This window comes from Neisseria sp. SLRRB23 (assembly GCF_050896295.1).
Classification (GTDB): domain Bacteria; phylum Pseudomonadota; class Gammaproteobacteria; order Burkholderiales; family Neisseriaceae; genus Neisseria.
The window spans coordinates 21352-39722 of sequence record NZ_JBPBFH010000013.1 but is presented as its reverse complement, the minus strand read 5'-3'; the positions used below and the strand labels follow the sequence as shown (position 1 = coordinate 39722).

The 18371-nt window shown below is 48.9% G+C and carries 17 protein-coding genes and 1 tRNA gene; 5 read left to right on the top strand and 13 right to left on the bottom strand.

Annotated features, from left to right (window positions below; genetic code table 11):
• Positions 1-62: 62 nt before the first annotated feature.
• On the bottom strand, positions 63-896 hold the full coding sequence (gene serB, locus ACRPFF_RS04855) for a phosphoserine phosphatase SerB (protein ID WP_432673966.1): 834 nt from the start codon (positions 894-896) through the stop codon (positions 63-65).
• A 289-nt stretch (positions 897-1185) separates the two neighbouring features.
• On the opposite strand from serB, the gene ACRPFF_RS04850 reads away from it, so the two are divergent.
• From ACRPFF_RS04850 to pntB, 3 genes are all read left to right on the top strand, one after another.
• Complete coding sequence (locus ACRPFF_RS04850; RefSeq protein ID WP_432673965.1) at positions 1186-2727, top strand: Re/Si-specific NAD(P)(+) transhydrogenase subunit alpha; 1542 nt, start codon at positions 1186-1188, stop codon at positions 2725-2727.
• Between the two features lie 3 nt (positions 2728-2730).
• Positions 2731-3114 (top strand): MAPEG family protein, encoded by a 384-nt coding sequence (locus ACRPFF_RS04845; protein WP_432673964.1) that lies wholly within the window; start codon positions 2731-2733, stop codon positions 3112-3114.
• Between the two features lie 79 nt (positions 3115-3193).
• Positions 3194-4579 carry a Re/Si-specific NAD(P)(+) transhydrogenase subunit beta gene (pntB, locus tag ACRPFF_RS04840; RefSeq protein WP_432673963.1) on the top strand — a complete coding sequence of 462 codons (1386 nt, stop codon included), beginning with the start codon at positions 3194-3196 and terminating at the stop codon, positions 4577-4579.
• 492 nt (positions 4580-5071) lie between these two features.
• Here pntB and ACRPFF_RS04835 read toward each other — a convergent pair.
• The 7 genes from ACRPFF_RS04835 to rlmD form a co-directional block, all read right to left on the bottom strand.
• Positions 5072-5147, bottom strand: a tRNA-Asn gene (locus ACRPFF_RS04835).
• 84 nt (positions 5148-5231) lie between these two features.
• Positions 5232-5591 (bottom strand): roadblock/LC7 domain-containing protein, encoded by a 360-nt coding sequence (locus ACRPFF_RS04830; protein WP_311398448.1) that lies wholly within the window; start codon positions 5589-5591, stop codon positions 5232-5234.
• Positions 5592-5609: 18 nt separating this feature from the next.
• Entirely contained in the window at positions 5610-6254 is a 645-nt protein-coding gene (locus tag ACRPFF_RS04825) for a peptidase M23 (protein WP_311398449.1), read from the bottom strand.
• Position 6255: 1 nt separating this feature from the next.
• Positions 6256-6792 carry a GTP-binding protein gene (locus ACRPFF_RS04820; protein ID WP_432673962.1) on the bottom strand — a complete coding sequence of 179 codons (537 nt, stop codon included), beginning with the start codon at positions 6790-6792 and terminating at the stop codon, positions 6256-6258.
• A 10-nt stretch (positions 6793-6802) separates the two neighbouring features.
• Positions 6803-7900: a response regulator gene (locus ACRPFF_RS04815; protein ID WP_432673961.1), complete on the bottom strand. Its 1098-nt coding sequence runs from the start codon at positions 7898-7900 to the stop codon at positions 6803-6805.
• A 23-nt stretch (positions 7901-7923) separates the two neighbouring features.
• Positions 7924-9345, bottom strand: a complete 1422-nt coding sequence (locus ACRPFF_RS04810; protein ID WP_432673960.1) for a tetratricopeptide repeat protein — start codon at positions 9343-9345, stop codon at positions 7924-7926.
• Positions 9346-9615: 270 nt separating this feature from the next.
• Positions 9616-10935: a 23S rRNA (uracil(1939)-C(5))-methyltransferase RlmD gene (rlmD, locus tag ACRPFF_RS04805; RefSeq protein WP_432673959.1), complete on the bottom strand. Its 1320-nt coding sequence runs from the start codon at positions 10933-10935 to the stop codon at positions 9616-9618.
• A 63-nt stretch (positions 10936-10998) separates the two neighbouring features.
• On the opposite strand from rlmD, the gene ACRPFF_RS04800 reads away from it, so the two are divergent.
• The gene (locus ACRPFF_RS04800) at positions 10999-12015 is read left to right on the top strand and encodes a L,D-transpeptidase (RefSeq protein WP_432673958.1); all 1017 of its coding nucleotides are present in this window, start codon (positions 10999-11001) and stop codon (positions 12013-12015) included.
• Between the two features lie 81 nt (positions 12016-12096).
• On the opposite strand, the gene ACRPFF_RS04795 is transcribed toward ACRPFF_RS04800, so the two are convergent.
• From ACRPFF_RS04795 to rpsT, 5 genes are all read right to left on the bottom strand, one after another.
• Entirely contained in the window at positions 12097-12381 is a 285-nt protein-coding gene (locus tag ACRPFF_RS04795; RefSeq protein WP_039854296.1) for a PepSY domain-containing protein, read from the bottom strand.
• A gap of 149 nt (positions 12382-12530) precedes the next feature.
• Positions 12531-14339: an aspartate--tRNA ligase gene (aspS, locus tag ACRPFF_RS04790; protein ID WP_432673957.1), complete on the bottom strand. Its 1809-nt coding sequence runs from the start codon at positions 14337-14339 to the stop codon at positions 12531-12533.
• Between the two features lie 57 nt (positions 14340-14396).
• Positions 14397-15098 carry a DUF502 domain-containing protein gene (locus tag ACRPFF_RS04785; RefSeq protein ID WP_432673956.1) on the bottom strand — a complete coding sequence of 234 codons (702 nt, stop codon included), beginning with the start codon at positions 15096-15098 and terminating at the stop codon, positions 14397-14399.
• A 145-nt stretch (positions 15099-15243) separates the two neighbouring features.
• Positions 15244-16368: a phospholipase A gene (locus tag ACRPFF_RS04780; RefSeq protein WP_432673955.1), complete on the bottom strand. Its 1125-nt coding sequence runs from the start codon at positions 16366-16368 to the stop codon at positions 15244-15246.
• A 183-nt stretch (positions 16369-16551) separates the two neighbouring features.
• Positions 16552-16815, bottom strand: a complete 264-nt coding sequence (gene rpsT / locus ACRPFF_RS04775) for a 30S ribosomal protein S20 (protein WP_311398456.1) — start codon at positions 16813-16815, stop codon at positions 16552-16554.
• A 302-nt stretch (positions 16816-17117) separates the two neighbouring features.
• On the opposite strand from rpsT, the gene ACRPFF_RS04770 reads away from it, so the two are divergent.
• Entirely contained in the window at positions 17118-18260 is a 1143-nt protein-coding gene (locus ACRPFF_RS04770; RefSeq protein WP_432673954.1) for an extracellular solute-binding protein, read from the top strand.
• The last annotated feature ends 111 nt before the right edge of the window (positions 18261-18371 follow it).

Here is an 18371-nt window from a genome sequence, read left to right as displayed (position 1 = left end):
GTCGTTCCCGCCGTTCAAATGCCGTCTGAAAACCTTTCAGACGGCATCCGTTTCCTATCCGCCTATCCGAACAGGCCGCGTACACGCTCCAAACCGCCGAAGTTGATACAGGCATCGGCGGCGGCCCGCGCTTTCGGTTTGGCGCGGTAAACCACGCCTATGCCCGCTTCTTTGAGTATCGGAATATCGTTCGCACCGTCGCCCATCGCCAACACCTGATGCGGCTGCAATCCGAGGAGGCTGCGGTATTCGCGCAATAAATCCGCCTTTGCCTGCGCATCGATGATTCTGCCTTTCAAACGTCCGGTCAGCCTGCCGTTTTCAATTTCCAAAATATTGGCGTGTTGGTATTCGAAGCCGAGTCGTTGTTGCAGCCTTTCGGTAAAAAACGTGAACCCGCCGGACACCAGCAGGAATTTCACATTGTGCCTTTTGCATTCGTCCAACAAAAATTCCGCACCGGGCGAGAGCTTCAAAACGTTTTCATAAACGTCCGCCAAAATCTGTTCGTCCAATCCCGCCAACAGCGCAACGCGGCTGCGTAAAGACTGTTCGAAATCGAGTTCGCCGCGCATCGAACGCTCGGTAATTTCCGCTACTTTGTCTTTTAAACCCACGCCTGCCGCAATTTCATCGACGCATTCAATGGTAATCAGTGTCGAATCCATATCGCTGACAATTAAACCGAGTTCGTCGAAATCCATATCCGGCAACACGGCGTGGTCGATTTGACGGCTGCCAAGCAACGCCGCGTCCGCCTCGCTTAAAGAAAACCCTTCTTCAACGATAAAACGCATACGCTTTTCATCAGCATAATCAGGCTCGGGCAGGCGTGAGGGGAAGTCGGAATGCAGGGCTTCGGCGGAGGGAAATTGAAGGACGAGGGCGTGCGGCATAACGGCGGCTCAAAAAATGTGGATTATATAGTGAAACGGCAAAGAATGTTACGGCGGGTGGGACTGCAATCGGAAAATGACTTCAAACGCAAACGGCAGTATGTGTCGGACAACACGGGAAAATGCCGCAACTATTGCCAGCCTGATGAAAATTCGTTATAAGGGGATTATCTAAAATATATTAACATTTGAAGTGAATCGGTTTTAAACCGGTACGGCGTTGCTCTGCCCTGCCCCGATTTAAATTTAACCCACGATACATATAAACAACCCGAAAAAGGATTCAGAGATGAAAATCGGTATCCCACGCGAGTCATTATCCGGCGAAACCCGCGTCGCCTGCACGCCCGCCACCGTCGCCCTGCTGGGCAAACTGGGCTTTGAAACCGTTGTCGAAAGCGGTGCAGGTTTGGCGGCAAGTTTGGATGATGCCGCTTACCAAACAGCAGGCGTAACCGTTGCCGACAAAGCGGCGGTTTGGGCCTGCCCTTTGATTTATAAGGTCAACGCGCCGTCCGAAGACGAGCTGCCGCTTTTGAACGAAGGTCAAACCATCGTCAGCTTCCTGTGGCCGCGCCAAAACGAGGCTTTGGTCGAAGCCTTGCGCGCCAAGAAAGTCAACGCGCTGGCGATGGACATGGTGCCCCGTATTTCCCGCGCGCAGGCTTTGGACGCTTTGTCTTCGATGGCAAACATCAGCGGCTACCGCGCCGTGATTGAAGCCGCCAACGCCTTCGGCCGTTTCTTCACCGGTCAAATTACTGCCGCAGGCAAAGTGCCGCCCGCGCAGGTTTTGGTGATTGGCGCAGGTGTGGCAGGTTTGGCGGCGATCGGTACGGCAAACTCGCTCGGCGCAGTGGTGCGCGCATTCGATACCCGCTTGGAAGTGGCGGAACAAATCGAATCGATGGGCGGTAAGTTTCTGAAACTCGACTTCCCGCAAGAATCGGGCGGCAGCGGAGACGGCTACGCCAAAGTGATGAGCGACGAATTTATCGCCGCCGAGATGAAGCTATTTGCCGAACAGGCGAAAGAAGTGGACATCATCATCACCACCGCCGCCATTCCGGGCAAACCCGCGCCCAAGCTGATTACCAAAGAAATGGTGGAAAGCATGAAATCCGGCTCCGTCATCGTCGATTTGGCGGCGGCGACGGGCGGCAACTGCGAACTCACCCGCCCGGACGAATTGTCCGTAACCGACAACGGCGTGAAAATCATCGGCTACACCGACATGGCAAACCGCCTTGCCGGACAGTCTTCTCAGCTTTACGCCACCAACTTGGTCAACCTGACCAAGCTGTTAAGCCCGAACAAAGACGGCGAAATCACGCTGGACTTCGAAGACGTGATTATCCGCAACATGACCGTTACCCGCGACGGCGAAATCACCTTCCCGCCTCCGCCGATTCAGGTTTCCGCCCGGCCGCAGCAAACGCCGTCTGAAAAAGCCGCGCCTGCCGCCAAGCCCGAGCCGAAACCTGTTCCCCTGTGGAAGAAACTCGCGCCCGCCGTCATCGCCGCCGTATTGGTGCTGTGGGTCGGCGCGGTCGCACCCGCAGCATTCCTGAACCACTTTATCGTCTTCGTCCTCGCCTGCGTCATCGGCTACTATGTCGTTTGGAACGTCAGCCACTCGCTGCACACACCGCTGATGTCGGTAACCAACGCCATCTCCGGCATCATCGTCGTCGGCGCGCTGCTGCAAATCGGTCAGGGCAACGGCTTTGTTTCGCTGCTGTCGTTTGTTGCCATCCTGATTGCCAGCATCAACATCTTCGGCGGCTTTGCGGTAACACGGCGTATGCTGAATATGTTTAAGAAAGGGTAAGCCATGACTTTCGCCTATTGGTGTATTCTGATTGCCTACCTATTGCCGCTTTTTTGTGCGGCGTATGCCAAAAAAGCGGGCGGATTCCGGTTTAAAGACAACCACAATCCGCGCGATTTTCTGGCGCATACGCAAGGCGCAGCCGCCCGTGCCCACGCCGCGCAGCAAAACGGTTTTGAAGTCTTTGCACCGTTTGCCGCCGCCGTTTTGACGGCACACGCAACCGGCAATGCGGCGCAATCGACCATCAACACGCTTGCGGGCCTGTTCATCCTGTTCCGCCTCGCCTTTATCTGGTGCTATATCGCCGACAAAGCCGCTATGCGCTCGCTGATGTGGGCGGGCGGATTTGTCTGCACCGTCGGGCTGTTTGTCGTGGCTGCTTGAAACAGATGCCGTCTGAAAACACGAACGTCAATTTTTCAGACGGCATCGGAAACAAATCATCGAAAATCGGAGAATTTCTATGTCTTCAGGACTCGTAACAGCGGCGTATATCGTTGCCGCAATTTTATTCATCTTCTCACTGGCGGGGCTGTCCAAACAGGAAACCGCCAAGCAGGGCTGTTATTCCGGTATCGCCGGTATGGCGGTCGCCCTCTTCGTAACGGTCTTTTCCGACAATACCCATGGACTGGGATGGATTATCATCGCCATGCTCATCGGTGCGGCAATCGGCATCTACAAAGCCAAAAAAGTAGAAATGACCGAAATGCCCGAACTGATTGCACTTCTGCACAGCTTCGTCGGCTTGGCAGCCGTTTTGGTCGGTTTCAACAGCTATATCGAGCCGGGCAACGTTTCCCCTGATATGCACACCATCCACCTGGTCGAAGTCTATTTGGGCATTTTCATCGGCGCGGTAACCTTTACCGGCTCACTGGTTGCATTCGGCAAACTCAACGGCAAAATCAGCAGCAGCCCGCTGCAACTGCCCGCCAAACACAAGCTCAACGCACTGGCACTTGCCGTATCGTTTGTATTGCTGCTCGTATTTGTCGGCATTGACGGCAGCGGCTTCATCCTGCTGATTATGACCCTGATTGCCCTCGCATTCGGCTGGCACTTGGTTGCCTCCATCGGCGGCGCAGATATGCCCGTGGTCGTGTCCATGCTGAACTCCTACTCCGGCTGGGCGGCAGCAGCGGCAGGCTTTATGCTCTCCAACGACCTGCTCATCGTTACCGGCGCGCTGGTCGGCTCAAGCGGCGCGATTCTGTCCTACATTATGTGCAAAGCCATGAACCGGTCGTTTGTCTCGGTAATCGCCGGCGGTTTCGGCAGCGACAGCGGCACATCATCTTCCGGCAGCCAAGAGATAGGGGAATACCGAGAAGTCAAAGCTGCCGATGTTGCCGAAATGCTGAAAGGCGCAAACAGTGTCATTATCACCCCGGGCTACGGCATGGCAGTCGCACAAGCGCAATACCCCGTTGCCGAAATCACCGAGCTTTTACGTAAAAACGGCACAGAAGTGCGCTTCGGCATCCACCCCGTCGCCGGCCGTCTGCCCGGTCATATGAACGTTTTGCTTGCCGAAGCCAAAGTCCCCTACGACATCGTTTTGGAAATGGACGAAATCAACGACGACTTCCCCGAAACCGATGTAGTCTTGGTCATCGGCGCGAACGACACCGTCAACCCGGCCGCCCAAACCGACCCGAACAGCCCGATTGCCGGCATGCCCGTGTTGAAAGTGTGGAAGGCAAAAGAAGTCGTCGTCTTCAAACGCTCGATGAGCACCGGCTACGCAGGTGTACAGAATCCACTGTTTTTCAATGAAAACAGCGTAATGTGTTTCGGAGATGCAAAAAAAACCATAGACGATATTCTCTCCGAACTGAAAAAATAAACACACAACAAAATGCCGTCTGAAAATCAATGCTTCAGACGGCATTTTTACACAAATCACTGTTTTAAATCTCTCAGCTGCCAAGTAGCATGTCCATATCCGCAACACCAGCCAAAATGCCAAACCATGCTTTTATCTATATCGGAATAAATGCTGAACAGTATGTCGTCTGAAGTGTTGACAAGCGAATACTGCAAGAATACATTCCTCATCCAGCCGTTCGTTGACTTTTCCGTGGGCAAAATTGTAGCCCGAAGGATTTAAACAGCGGACGGTTTTTCGTATCAGCGATATATCTCAATAATCCTTCTTCAGCACATTCCTTGAATGCCTTTACAGCATTATTCCTGCCATAAATCAGCTTGTTGATTTGATGGCAGCCCTGATATACAGGAGCACCCTTTCCATCTAAAGAACAAGCATCTTAAAAAGGCATTTCTGACTGCCGGTAAAGTAAAACCCTCTAAGTAATACTTAGAGGGTTTTAAAATTTGGCTCCCCGACCTGGGCTCGAACCAGGGACCTGCGGATTAACAGTCCGTCGCTCTACCGACTGAGCTATCGGGGAATAGCTTTAAATATTAATTCAAAATGCAGACTATGTCAACATATATTTACAACTGATTGTACTCAGCCTTTGAATATACAGCCCTTATATACTTTCTGCAATATGTCTTGCCGCACGTTTTGCGTCCAACAGAATCAAACCAAGCTTGCCGCTTTCTTTTGCCATCAGCACCAATACTGCATCTTTGCCTGCCTGGCTCAAAAGGATATAGCCCAATTTTCCCTTAATCATAATCTGCTCCAACTCACCGCAGGCAAGCTCATTTACCGAACGACTGCCCAAAGCAAGCAAAGTAGCAGAAATCGCACCTACCCTATCCGAATTCAAATGCGAAGGCAACATAGTCGCCATCGGTAATCCATCGGTTGAGATAACGGCAGACGCGATAATATCCGTAGATGTATTGTTTAAATCTTCAAGGATCGAAATCAATAATTGCTGCATAACCCCTCCTGTCCTGCTTTACACATGGTTACTGTAACGGCGGTATAAAATCCTTACTAGAGTAACAAATGCCTCCTTACTCAAGTCCGGAATACCACCGACAACCAAAATAAGCTTGGTTGACCCAATATATAATGGGAAAAATGTCAGTTCGCTCTGACCGGAAGGATCGCAAACTCCCCAAGCATTATTGTTAATATACAGATTATTCCTAACCAATAGCCGATGTTTCTTTTCCATCTGTGCAACTTCTGCCGCCAGCAACCCTAATTCTTCAGCCGCCTCATGATGGAAATTGGCATTGGCAAGATACAGACCATTCCGATCGACCAATAATGCCTTACCACTGCCGGACAACTGTTCCATCAACAACGGCAATTGTTCGTCTGCAAAGTTAATACCGTCAGAATCACCATTTTCATCACCATAGAGAAATTCAAGTTTTTGCAGACGGTACAGCAAATTTAAAGCGGTATCAATGTCGGAGGTATCTGCCCAAGCAAGCAGTTTCTCGCTACTAACCACTTCACCGGGGTCTGCCTTCAGCAAACCGTGCAGCAAAGTTTTGCCGGCACTCGGAGTATCGCTGGATACTGCATAGAATGCGCCGGCCGGGGTCAGGCGGGGATATAAATTCGTTTGTAGTGAAAGTGTTGATTCCATGTTAAACCTCCAGTCCCGGATCAATAGAAAATAACATTGCACTAACCAATTGTTTTACGTCATTTTCCTTACGGGCATCAATTTCGAAAACCGGAACATTAAGATTATGTTTTGCAAGATATTTGTGATATACGTCGATACCGGGCTGTGAGCGTATATCCATTTTAGTAATACCGATAACGACCGGCGCCGTTTTCAGTAATCCTTGAAACGAATCCAAGAAAAATTCCAAATCTTTCAACGGATTAGTCCGTGCATTATCTAAAAGCAAAACCAAGCCCATACTGCCTTGACTCAGAATTTCCCACATAAAGTTAAATCGCTCCTGACCCGGGGTACCATACAGGTGAACTTTGGTATCTTCATCCAGATAGATTACGCCATAATCCATTGCTACGGTCGTGTTCCTTTTTCTATCCAAAGTCATATCAGATGCCGAAGTATCAGTCTGAATGGGAGGGTCGTCTGAAATGGCTGCAATAGCCGTGGTTTTTCCCACACCGACAGGACCGGTGAAAATAATTTTATTTTCTCTCATATCTCCGCTCCTAATTACCCAACAGTTTTGTCATCAGCCTTTGAAGAAGACTTCGCGGCTGTGTTTGTGATGGTGCGGTCATTTTTACCGCTTCTTTTGCCATTTCACTGTCTGAGGCAGAATTGACTCNGATATCTATCTTATCTACCGTATCATGATATGAATGCTGGGAGACCGTCTTCAAATCTACAGATAAGAACCCTGTTGCATAAGTTGCCGCAATATAATTCAAAATATCATTAATACTCAAAGGCATAACTTTATACAACACATTAAGGTTAACAGATGTTTTAGTTAAAAACGCCGATAACCGTATCGATTCCGGCACATGCGCCAACCTAGTCAAATTCGGCCAAGACCTCAACGTAAACAAGGTATCCGGAGAGATCGGATAAATTAACCTACCCTGTGCCGTCCAAATAGAAAGCTGCCACATACAGGACATGATGCTGACTTTTGCTTTTTCACGCCACTGGGGGTTATCAGGAACGACTTTACAGCCCACCTGCACATTATCGTCCTTACACAACTGCTCAAGTTTTTCCGCACTTTCTGTCAGAAGAACCCGTTGTATTGAGGGAAAAACGATAAGAACCGGCTTTCCGCTGTGTAAAATGGCAATATCCTGATCGTTCTTTTCTGCGAATCGCAACGCTCCCAATAAACCTTTATTCGGATTGAAGCGGCGTATTGTTGTCGTACGTTGCTCATTGCCACTGCCTTTTGCAGACTGACCTACAGGCGCAGTAAACGATTTCCCATAAACATTTTCTCCCTGCAATAATTTGCGGAGCATGGGAAACAATGTTTCAAACCGGATTGGTTTAGGCAGGTAGGGAACTTCAGCATCAGGGGCTTTCTCCGAATATACGGTAACAGGTATATCCTTATAACGTTCACCAAACTCCTTCCAAAGATCCAGACCGCCCTCTGCATCAGTATCCACTAAAACCAAATCAGGTACGATACTGCCGTCTGAAGAAGGTATCGTTTCATAACGGGTGGTATTGTGCATTTTGAATGCCATTTGAAAAACGGATTCCTGATGCGCCGTCATCCCCGCCAACATAACGTGTACTGTTTTAATTTTCGGTATTTGTACTTCCATTTTTTATTATTCCCCGTACCGTTTTATTTTTTTATATTTTGATTCATACGCTGCAGCAGCCGGCTCATCAGCATGACGACTTCTTCCGGCAATCTGTCGGCACGCTCCCTCAGCACCCTTAAAAACTGCCCCAATCTATCCCAATCTTCGGTACGTTCATAAATATCGATTAACGTAATATACAGCTGGGATTCGTCCGGATATTTCAATACCGCCTGCTCCAACACATCTATTGCCGCATCCAACTGACCATACATCAGCAACGATTCTACTTCTTTAATCGCATCGTCTGCCGGAGATACATTGGTATTGATTAGTGAAGAATCTTGAAGTACCAAATCCCGATATTGTGCTTTTGATTTCTGTATATTTTGCGGCAGATACCCATGCCCCATACCGATGTCTTTAATTTGCTGATCGTCCGGTCCTTTTTCCAAATCATCGAAGACTTCATGGTAGCCCAAGCTGTATCCCCACCCCAGCATTCTCTCTTTTACCTGTCTGCCATAGTTTCCCAATGCGTGATAAAGCTTCCACAGATGTCCGGCAAAACGATCGATGTCTGCATATTGGTAATCAAGTTTGAGTGCATCAATAATCAGGTTGGCAGGTTTCTCAGAAGCCCGAATGGCACGGTCATATTGTTTCGATGCTGTTTCATAACTAACTTTGTCCTTAAGGATTTTTGCACCTTTATCTGCACGCACCAGACCGGTAATCGCACCAATCTCCTCCTGGCTAATTTCAGAAAAATCTTTTTTACCCTGTACAATCGGGATACGCTTGGCTTGCTCAACCTCATATCCCTTACTGATAGAATCCGACAGTGCGGATGTAGATGCAGTTACCGTAGAATTGCTCTCAGCTTGTTTTTCTATTTCTTGAACACTCCATCCCAAACCTTCCTCCGCCAAGACACGGCTACGCAAATGATTAGAATCCAGCCTCAGTGCCTGCCGAATATATTTCGTCAGAAGCTCAGAAGAAATCAGACTGCCGTACTTCTGCAAATTATCTGCCAAAACATCTACATTTCCCACTTCAAGGTTGGTATCAAACAATTCGCGGATAAGGTTTTCAGGCTTGTCTTCATCGTCCGGAATACTGTTCAAATAAGCAGCCAGGGATTCGGCTGCCTTACCCTGGTACCCGAATTGTTTATAAACCTGATATTCCGTCAGCGGATCAACTTCTTGTGCAGATACGGCTGCAGACGCGGTTTCCGCACTTTCATTCCACGACCAGCCAGATTGCGTACTCTCTGAAACCGAACGGTCAACTTGGTCAATCCAGTCTGTATCATCATAATCAGACGATTGTTCTTTTGTGTTGCCGCCGTTTTGAGACTTGTGCTTCGGTATTTGTTTACCTTGTTTCGCACGCATGACCAAAAGCACCAGCAATACAGCCACTAGTACCAAGCCGATAATTAATGAGTTTTCCAAAGGACACTCCCAATACCGTAATGAGCAAATATGAATGGTTAAACCGTCCGAGACGGTAGCCACCCGCTTTTATTATTAACAATTAACTGAAATAGACTTAAAAGAATCAAATCATACCATAATTCAACTTTGGGCAATATGCCCAAGATACAAGTTTTATTACATTTTACTTTACATTTTATGTATTTAAATATATTGAATTTTATTCCACCTTAGACGTTTTACCTTCATTAATCTTTACTTTTTATTTTTAGATACTGCCTACCGGATTTACGATAACAATTCAAATACGGCAACAGACTCAACATGGGATGTATGGGCAAACATATTCATTACCCCCACCTGGCCGAGTATATAGCCTTTTTCAACCAATACGCCCGCATCCCGTGCCAAAGTAGAAGGATTGCAGGACACATAAACGATTTTTTTCGGGAGATAAGGCGGCTTCAATGATCTAACGACTTCATACGCACCGCTTCTGGGAGGATCTATCAACATTTTGTCAAATTTCCCCCATGAGGCCACCATATTCTCGGTGCAATCAAAGAGGTTGGCAGCAATAAAATCTGTTTGTCCGCCGCAACCGTTTAACCGTGCATTTTGCCGGGCACGCCCGACCAGGTTTTCCGCACCTTCAACACCAACCACACTCGCTCCACTCTTGGCTATGGGCAGACTGAAATTGCCCAAACCGCAAAACAAGTCTGCAACTCGCTCACCCTGACATATGTCGAGCATTTTTACGGCGCGTGAAACCATCAGTCGGTTGGTATCTGCATTAATCTGCGTAAAATCTCCCGGCCGGAACGGCATTTCGATGCCGAATTCCGGTAACGTATATTTTAATGTCGTATCCTTTTGGGGATAAAACGGTTCCGATACCTTTCCTTCGATTTGCAGCCAAACCTGCCAGTCATCCGACAATTCCGAATCAAACCACTGCCTAATCCGGTTTTCATCATTCTGCCGAAGTTTGCTTTTGAACGCGATGTTCAATACGGTGATTTCACTGCCGCGATAAAACTCGGCAAAACGGGCAATACTTCCCTCTTCCGCCAAATCCTGCAAAAGCTCCCTGATGGCCGGCAGCTTGTCTGAAACAGGCTTCGGAATCAGCATACATGACGAAATGCCCACCACATCATTCGTTTTCTTTGCCTGAAACCCCAGTTTCAGACGGCATGATTTGTCTAATGACACACTGAACCGCGCCCTATCCCGATAATGCCATACATGTCCGTAAATCGGCGGCAATATCTGCTTCGGTTTGGCCTTGCCGATACGCTCGAGCTGCTCTTCCATAATCCTTTGTTTGAACGCCACCTGCGCTGTCGGAGAAATATGTTGCAGGGAACAACCGCCACAGCGTTCAAAATAACGGCACTGCGGGACGGTACGCTCATCCGAAACTTTGAATATCGCTACCGTTTCCGCTTCGTCAAACTGCTTTTTCTGTTTGGTAATCTGAAAACCGACTCTTTCAGACGGCAATGCCCCTTTAATAAAAACCGTTTTACCGCCAACCTTTGCCACACCCCTGCCTTCATAATCCAAGGCGGAAATTTCTGCGACATTTACTTCCGTCTCCATTCCCAAATCCGTCCGTACTGTACCGAAACGCATATTTTCGCACAAAACCACACGGTTTCAGGTATGATTTGCCAAAACACCATCGAACGCACACTACATTTTGATATGAATAAAACAATCTGCCTCACCGCCGTACTATCTATAACCAGTTTTTCATACGCGCATACAGTTATTCCCGATGTTTCCCCTATTGCGCAAGGTCAACATGTCTTCATCAACATCCCTCAGCAACGCCTGTTCCTCTACACTGACGGCAACCTAACCAAGGTCTATCCCGTTGCAGTCGGACGAGCCATGACTCAGACCAACTTGGGTGAACATAAAATCGGTGCAAAAGCCTATAACCCCGTTTGGCACATCCCCAAATCCATACAAAAAGAACGCGACGACGGCGTGAAAACCATAGCCGCCGGTCCGGACAACCCTCTAGGGCCGGTTTTTGTCCGCTTAGGCGACCCGAAACTAGGTTTGGGCATACACGGAACCAATGCACCGGCCAGCGTTCCTGGGGTCCGGAGCCACGGCTGCGTCCGCATGAAATCGCCCGATGCGCTCGAATTTGCCAAAACCATCGCCACAGGCTCGCCTGCATCTGTCATCTATCAAATGGCCGGTCTCAACGAAGATGCAGGAAACAACCTCTGGCTTGCTGCCTTCCCCGACCCTTACGGTAAGAACAACCTTGAAATGGCCTCACTGAAAAAAAGTATTGCGCAATGGGCAAAAACACAGGGTAAAACCATCGCATCCGGGAAAATCGATGCCGTACTTAAAGCACGTACCGGCGCACCCGTCTGCCTGACCTGCGGCAAAAACGGCAAGCTAAAGATGCCGCTTAGGTCGCTGGCATGGATGCAGGGTTCTGCCGCATACAGCCAACCCGAAACACCGGCCCAAAGCATCCAATCCAATCCTGCCGAACCGTCTGTCCCGCAGACTGTAGAAAAACAGCCGGCTCAAAGCATCCGCCCCGTTCCCATCCTGCCATCCAATAGAAGGCCTGCTGTCGAATCCGTACCTCAGGCAGAAACAGAAACCCTTGAAAATACTGCTTCTGAAACGGTCGACCTGCTGTTCTAGACCATTCTTTCCAGCAAAAACAAAATGCCGTCTGAACTGTCTTTCAGACGGCATTTCTCATTCATCTTCCCATCAAAGAGATCAGTAATCAACCTGCTCTTTGATAATTTTTAAGTCCGGATAAGACAACACGATGTCGTATTCACGGCCGTTTTTATAGGCCTCTACTTCCAGCACAGGCTTACCCCAATGGTCGTCGGCATCAACATCGTGAACTTGATAACCGCGCTGTTCCAACATTTTCACAGCTTTTACGCGGTTCTGTTCAAAATTGGGATCACCGTAAATCTGACGCTCTGCATGGTCACCGGCAAATGCAGCAGCGGCACTCAGGGAAATAACAGCGGCCAATAACAATTTTTTCATTTTCAGTCCTTTCTTTATCGATTTATTGAACAAGAAGTATTTTTCAATGCCGCTATTAAAACACAGCCAAATTAGGTTTAAATTAGCAAAAAGTTAAAAAGCGTAAAATGCCGTCTAAAAAAACAGAGCCGTAAACGGCTCTGTTTTTCTTACACTTCTTTAGTTTCGGTTGCCTTCTGGCGCAAACGCAAACTTAATTCACGCAGCTGCTTGTCATCCACACTGTTAGGTGCATTGGTCAACAGACATTGTGCACGTTGTGTTTTCGGGAAGGCAATCACGTCGCGGATAGATTCGGCACCGGTCATCAGGGTAACCAGACGGTCGAGGCCGAATGCAAGGCCGCCGTGAGGAGGTGCACCGAATTTCAGGTTGTCCAAGAGGAAGCCGAATTTCTCTTGTTGCTCTTCAGGGCCGATTTTCAGCGCGGCAAACACTTTCTCTTGTACGTCTGCACGATGGATACGGATAGAGCCGCCGCCGATTTCCCAGCCGTTCAATACCATGTCGTAGGCACGGGCCAGGCAGTTTGCAGGGTCGGAAACCATCAGGTCTTCATGACCTTCTTTCGGCGCGGTAAACGGATGGTGTACGGCAACATAGCGGTCGGCTTCTTCGTCGTATTCAAACATTGGGAAATCGACAACCCACAAAGGTTTCCATTCGTCTACGAAGTAGCCGTTGTCTTTGCCGTGTTCCAAGCCGACTTTGATACGCAATGCGCCGATGGCTTCGTTCACAACTTTAGTTTTGTCTGCACCGAAGAAGATAATGTCGCCGTTTTTTGTGCCGGTACGCTCGATGATTTCCTTCAGGGCGTTTTCGGACAGGAATTTCACGATTGGAGATTGCAGGCCGCTGTCTTCGCCGTTGGAGAGGTTGCTCACATCGTTTACTTTGATGTATGCCAAACCTTTCGCACCGTAGATGCCGACAAATTTAGTGTATTCGTCGATTTCTTTGCGGCTGAATTTTGCGCCGTTTGGTACACGCAGAGCGACTACGCGGCCGCCTTTCATGTCGGCTGCGCCACGGAAAACTTTAAATTCTTCCGTTTTCATCAGATCGGTCAACTCGGTAAATTTCAAGTTGATGCGCATATCTGGTTTGTCAGAACCGTAGTAGAACATGGCTTCAGAGTAAGGCATGCGTGGGAAATCGCCCAAATCTACGTTCAAAGCATCTTTGAAGACTTGTTTGGCCATGCCTTCAGTGATTTCCATGATTTCATCCTCGTTCAGGAACGAGGTTTCCAAGTCGATTTGAGTGAATTCAGGTTGGCGGTCGGCGCGCAAGTCTTCGTCACGGAAACATTTGGTGATTTGGTAGTAACGGTCGAACCCCGCCACCATCAACAGTTGTTTGAACAATTGCGGAGATTGTGGCAGAGCGAAGAATTCGCCCGGATGAACGCGGCTCGGCACGAGGTAGTCGCGCGCGCCTTCAGGCGTGGAGCGGGTCAGCATCGGGGTTTCGATGTCGATGAAGCCTTGTGCGTCCAAGTAGCGGCGAACGCCCATGGTGACTTGGTAACGCAGGCGTAGGTTGCGTTGCATGGCAGGACGGCGCAAGTCGATAACGCGGTTGGTCAGGCGAACGTTTTCGCTGATGTTTTCATCGTCAATTTGGAACGGAGGCGTAGCGGCAGCGTTCAAGACTTCGATTTCTTTGGCAAGGATTTCGATTTTGCCGGAAATCATTTTGTCGTTGGTTGTACCTTCTGGGCGGTTGCGTACGCGGCCGGTAATGCTCAAAACGTATTCGTTGCGGGCGGAATCGGCAGCGGCAAATGCTTCCGGAGTGTCAGGGTCGATAACGACTTGAACGATGCCTTCGCGGTCGCGCAGGTCGATAAAAATCACACCGCCGTGGTCGCGTCGACGGTGTACCCAGCCTTTGACGGTAACGGTTTGGTCTAAGTATTGCTCGCTAATCAGACCGCAATAGTTGGTACGCATAAAATCACCTTTTATTGATTTAAACTGAAAACAGAAAATGCCGTCTGAACGGCGGCTTTATTGTTGTTCGGGCAAATCCGCCTTTTCAGACGGCATAGGTCCTGCCAATGTTTTGACGGGCAGGTCGTCAGGGATGACCATACCCAGCGAAATCACATATTTCAACGCTTCGTCCACGCTCATATCGAGTTCGCGCACATCGCTTTTCTTAACCATAATATAGTAACCGCCGGTCGGATTTGGCGTGGTCGGAACATACACGGAAAGATAATCGTCATCCTGCGGCAATGCACCCTTAAGTGCGTTCGACACCTGCCCGGACACGAAAGCAATCGTCCAAATACCGGGCTGGGGAAACGGCACGAGTACCGGTGTTTTAAACGAACGGCTGCTGTCGGAAAGCAGGGACTCGGATACTTTTTTAACACTCGAGTAGATGGATTTCACAACCGGAATCCTACCCAACAAGCTGTCCCACGCGGCAAGAATCTGCCGGCCCAATACGTTTGCGGCAAATAATCCGGTTACAAATAATACTGCAATGGCAACAATAACGCCGAGCCCCGGGATATTAAACCCCAAAACATATTGCGGACGCCATTGTCTCGGAAGCAGGTTGACGAGTTGGTCGGATGCGGAAACGATATAGGAAATAACCCAAACCGTTACCGCAATCGGCAGCCAGACCAAAATGCCTGTAATCAGATATTTTTTTAACGCCTTAGCAGTTTTACCGCCTTCGGCTGCAGGTTCAGTCATCTTGCTTGATTCCGACAAAGTTTGTGCAAACTACACATTATACGCTCTTGCCAGAATTCAAACGAGCTTTTTATCTCATACGCCGTAAAGCCCCCGATGGCTTCAGACGGCACCGCCGACTTGATATCCCTTACCCGAACACGGTTCAGATGCCGTCCCAATCATTAAACATCAAACCGAAACCGATACCGCTCTGTTTGCGGTTATAGTCGATAAGACTCTCTCCATAACCGTGAAAGCCACGCACTACACCCTTAAGCTTGCCTGTAATAGGAAAAGTATAGGCAGCCTCTACTGCGCCATAACCCGTTTTGGGGTTGTAACGCAGCACTGAATACACATTCTTCCTGTCATTCAAACGGTACTGAACTTTCACATCGCCATAACCCATATAGTCGGCAATATCCGGGTTGTCGTTTTGATCGCCTCCTTGATCAAATACGCGCATCCACACACGTGGCACCACGGTCAACTTTCCCCACTCCATCCCCGCCACAGCATAAATCCTATTCCACGAACGCGACTCCGGACGGCTTTGCCCGTTAGACTGGTGAACAAAACCTGTACCAAGCATACGCAGCCTGCCGCCCCAAGGCAAGTCAGCCTTCACAGGCTGGGTCAGGAAGATTTCAGGCTTATAATCCGTATTTCGGAACGGTGCGGATTTCCTGCCCTGATTGAAAATCTGCCAGTCTGATTTCTGCGTATAACCAAACCACAAATCCGCACGGCTTTTGAACAAATCCTCAGCGATTTTGCTTTTAAACGAAATCTGAAGTTTGGTTTCCGCACGCTTTTGCTGCCCGAATCTCTCTTGTTCGGTTATGCCGCGCGTCGGTGAACTCGGAGAATAGTTGGGCGAACTGTTATACCAAAACGGCATAAGGTACATTGGATTATGCTCGCGTACACTCAGAAGCCCTCGCGTATCATTTCTATCTAAATCATACATCAGGCTCAACGGCGTATATGTAGCTTCCGTAGCTCCTGCTTGATCGCCGGACGGCACATCTTCGTCAACCACGATGACAGTCTCTTTCTTATCTAAGCTGCTTCGTACGGTTTCAGTAAGATTAAGTACAGGTTTTGTCTCATGCCGCCCGGATTTTCCCGGCATATCCGGAAACCGTACCGCAAATATTCTGTCATAACACGCCAAGCGTAAAGCATCGTCTTTCAAATTATGACATTGCACCGCAGTCTCGGCGAAGGCAGACGCAACCGGTAGCAAACCTATCAAAAAAATATAACGCATATTCTGTTTATTCATCTCCCTCCCCATTGCCGACACATTGTTTTAAGATGATATTTTATAGCGTGTTCAAATAAAAAACCGTACATTTTCCGATATTTTAAGCTTTGGCCTTCCCAATGCGAAAAACCCCGAAACCGTCAGGCTTCAGGGTTTTTTGCTTATTACATATAAAAAACCGCCTTAGCGGTTTTGCAAAAATTAAGCCAGGGCTTTCACTTTTGCAAACAAACGGCTTTTGTGACGTGCCGCTTTGTTTTTATGGAATACGCCTTTATCGGCGATACGGTCGATAATTTTAACAGACTCTTTGTAAACCGCTTGTGCAGCTGCCTTATCGCCTGCTTCGACTGCTTTCAATACTTTTTTCACTGCAGTACGGAATGCGGTACGCAGGCTAGCATTGTGTGCACGTTGTTTGACGGACTGGCGGGCACGTTTGCGTGCTTGTGCGCTGTTTGCCATATTGGAATCTCCTGGAAGAAAAATAAATTCTGTAAACGCGCAATTTTAAAGGGGGTTTACATTATATGCAAGCCTTTTCTCTCTATCCGCCCGTCGGACACCCTGACAGCGCAGGAAAACGGCAAAATCGGGCGGACGTTTTTCTCCCCTTTTGGAAACAGGATAATTTTTTAGGAAAATCAGTCCAATATCGCTTTGAGTTTGCACAAATTTACTTTACAATGCCCAAACCTTGCGCCGGGGTGTTTATGGGGCGCGGGGTTTTCTTTTTTTCTAACCTCTTTCATCAGGAATCTGCCCGTATGAAAAAATCCGTATTAGCCGTTTTGGCCGCGCTGTCTCTGGCAGCCTGCGGCGGCAGCGAAAAAAACGCCGTGCAACCTCAAGCAGACGCTGCGTCTGCTGCCAATGCCGAAGCCGCTGCCACCGATACTCTGAACATCTACAACTGGTCGAACTATGTTGACGAGAGTACGGTCGAAGACTTTAAAAAAGCCAACAATCTGAAGCTGACTTACGACTTGTACGAAAACAATGAAACGCTGGAAGCCAAAATGCTGACCGGCAAATCCGGTTACGATTTGGTTGTGCCGGGCATCGCCTTCCTGCCGCGCCAAATCGAGGCGGGCGCGTATCAAAAAGTCAACAAAGACCTGATTCCCAACTATAAAAACATCGATCCCGAACTCTTGAAAATGCTGGAAACCGCCGACCCGGGCAACCAGTATGCCGTCCCCTATTTCTCCGGCGTAAACACGATTGCGATTACGGCGAAGGGCAAAGAGCTTTTGGGCGGCAAGCTGCCCCAAAACGGCTGGGATTTGCTGTTCAAACCCGAATACACCCGCAAGCTGAAATCCTGCGGCATCGCCTTGTGGGACACCCCGAGCGAAATGTTCCCGATTTTGCTGAACTACTTGGGCAAAGACCCCAAAGGCTCGAATCCTGAAGATTTGAAGGCGGCGGCGGAAGTGTTGAAGTCTATCCGTCCGGATGTCAAACGTTTCAGCCCGTCCATCATCGACGAGCTGGCACGCGGCGACATCTGCCTGGCGGCAGGCAACGGCGGCGATTTGAACTTGGCGAAAGCACGTTCCGAAGAAGTGAAAAACAACGTCGGCATCGAAGTGCTGACACCGAAAGGTATGGGCTTCTGGATTGAGTCTTGGCTGATTCCCGCCGATGCGAAAAACGTCGCCAACGCCCACAAATACATCAACTATACGCTCGACCCCGAAATCGCGGCGAAAAACGGCATCGCCGTAACCTTTGCCCCCGCCAGCAAACCGGCGCGCGAAAAAATGCCTGCCGAGCTGGTGAACACCCGTTCCATCTTCCCGAACGAGCAGGATATGAAAGACGGTTTCGTGATGCCGCAAATGAGCGCGGATGCGAAAAAACTGTCGGTCAGCCTGTGGCAGAAAATCAAAGTCGGCACCAACTGATTTGAAGCATTAAAAATGCCGTCCGAACAATGTTCGGACGGCATTTTATATTGGATGGAAATAGAAATATTTATACCGTCGCTCCCACGGCCGGGATTTCAGATTGCGGAC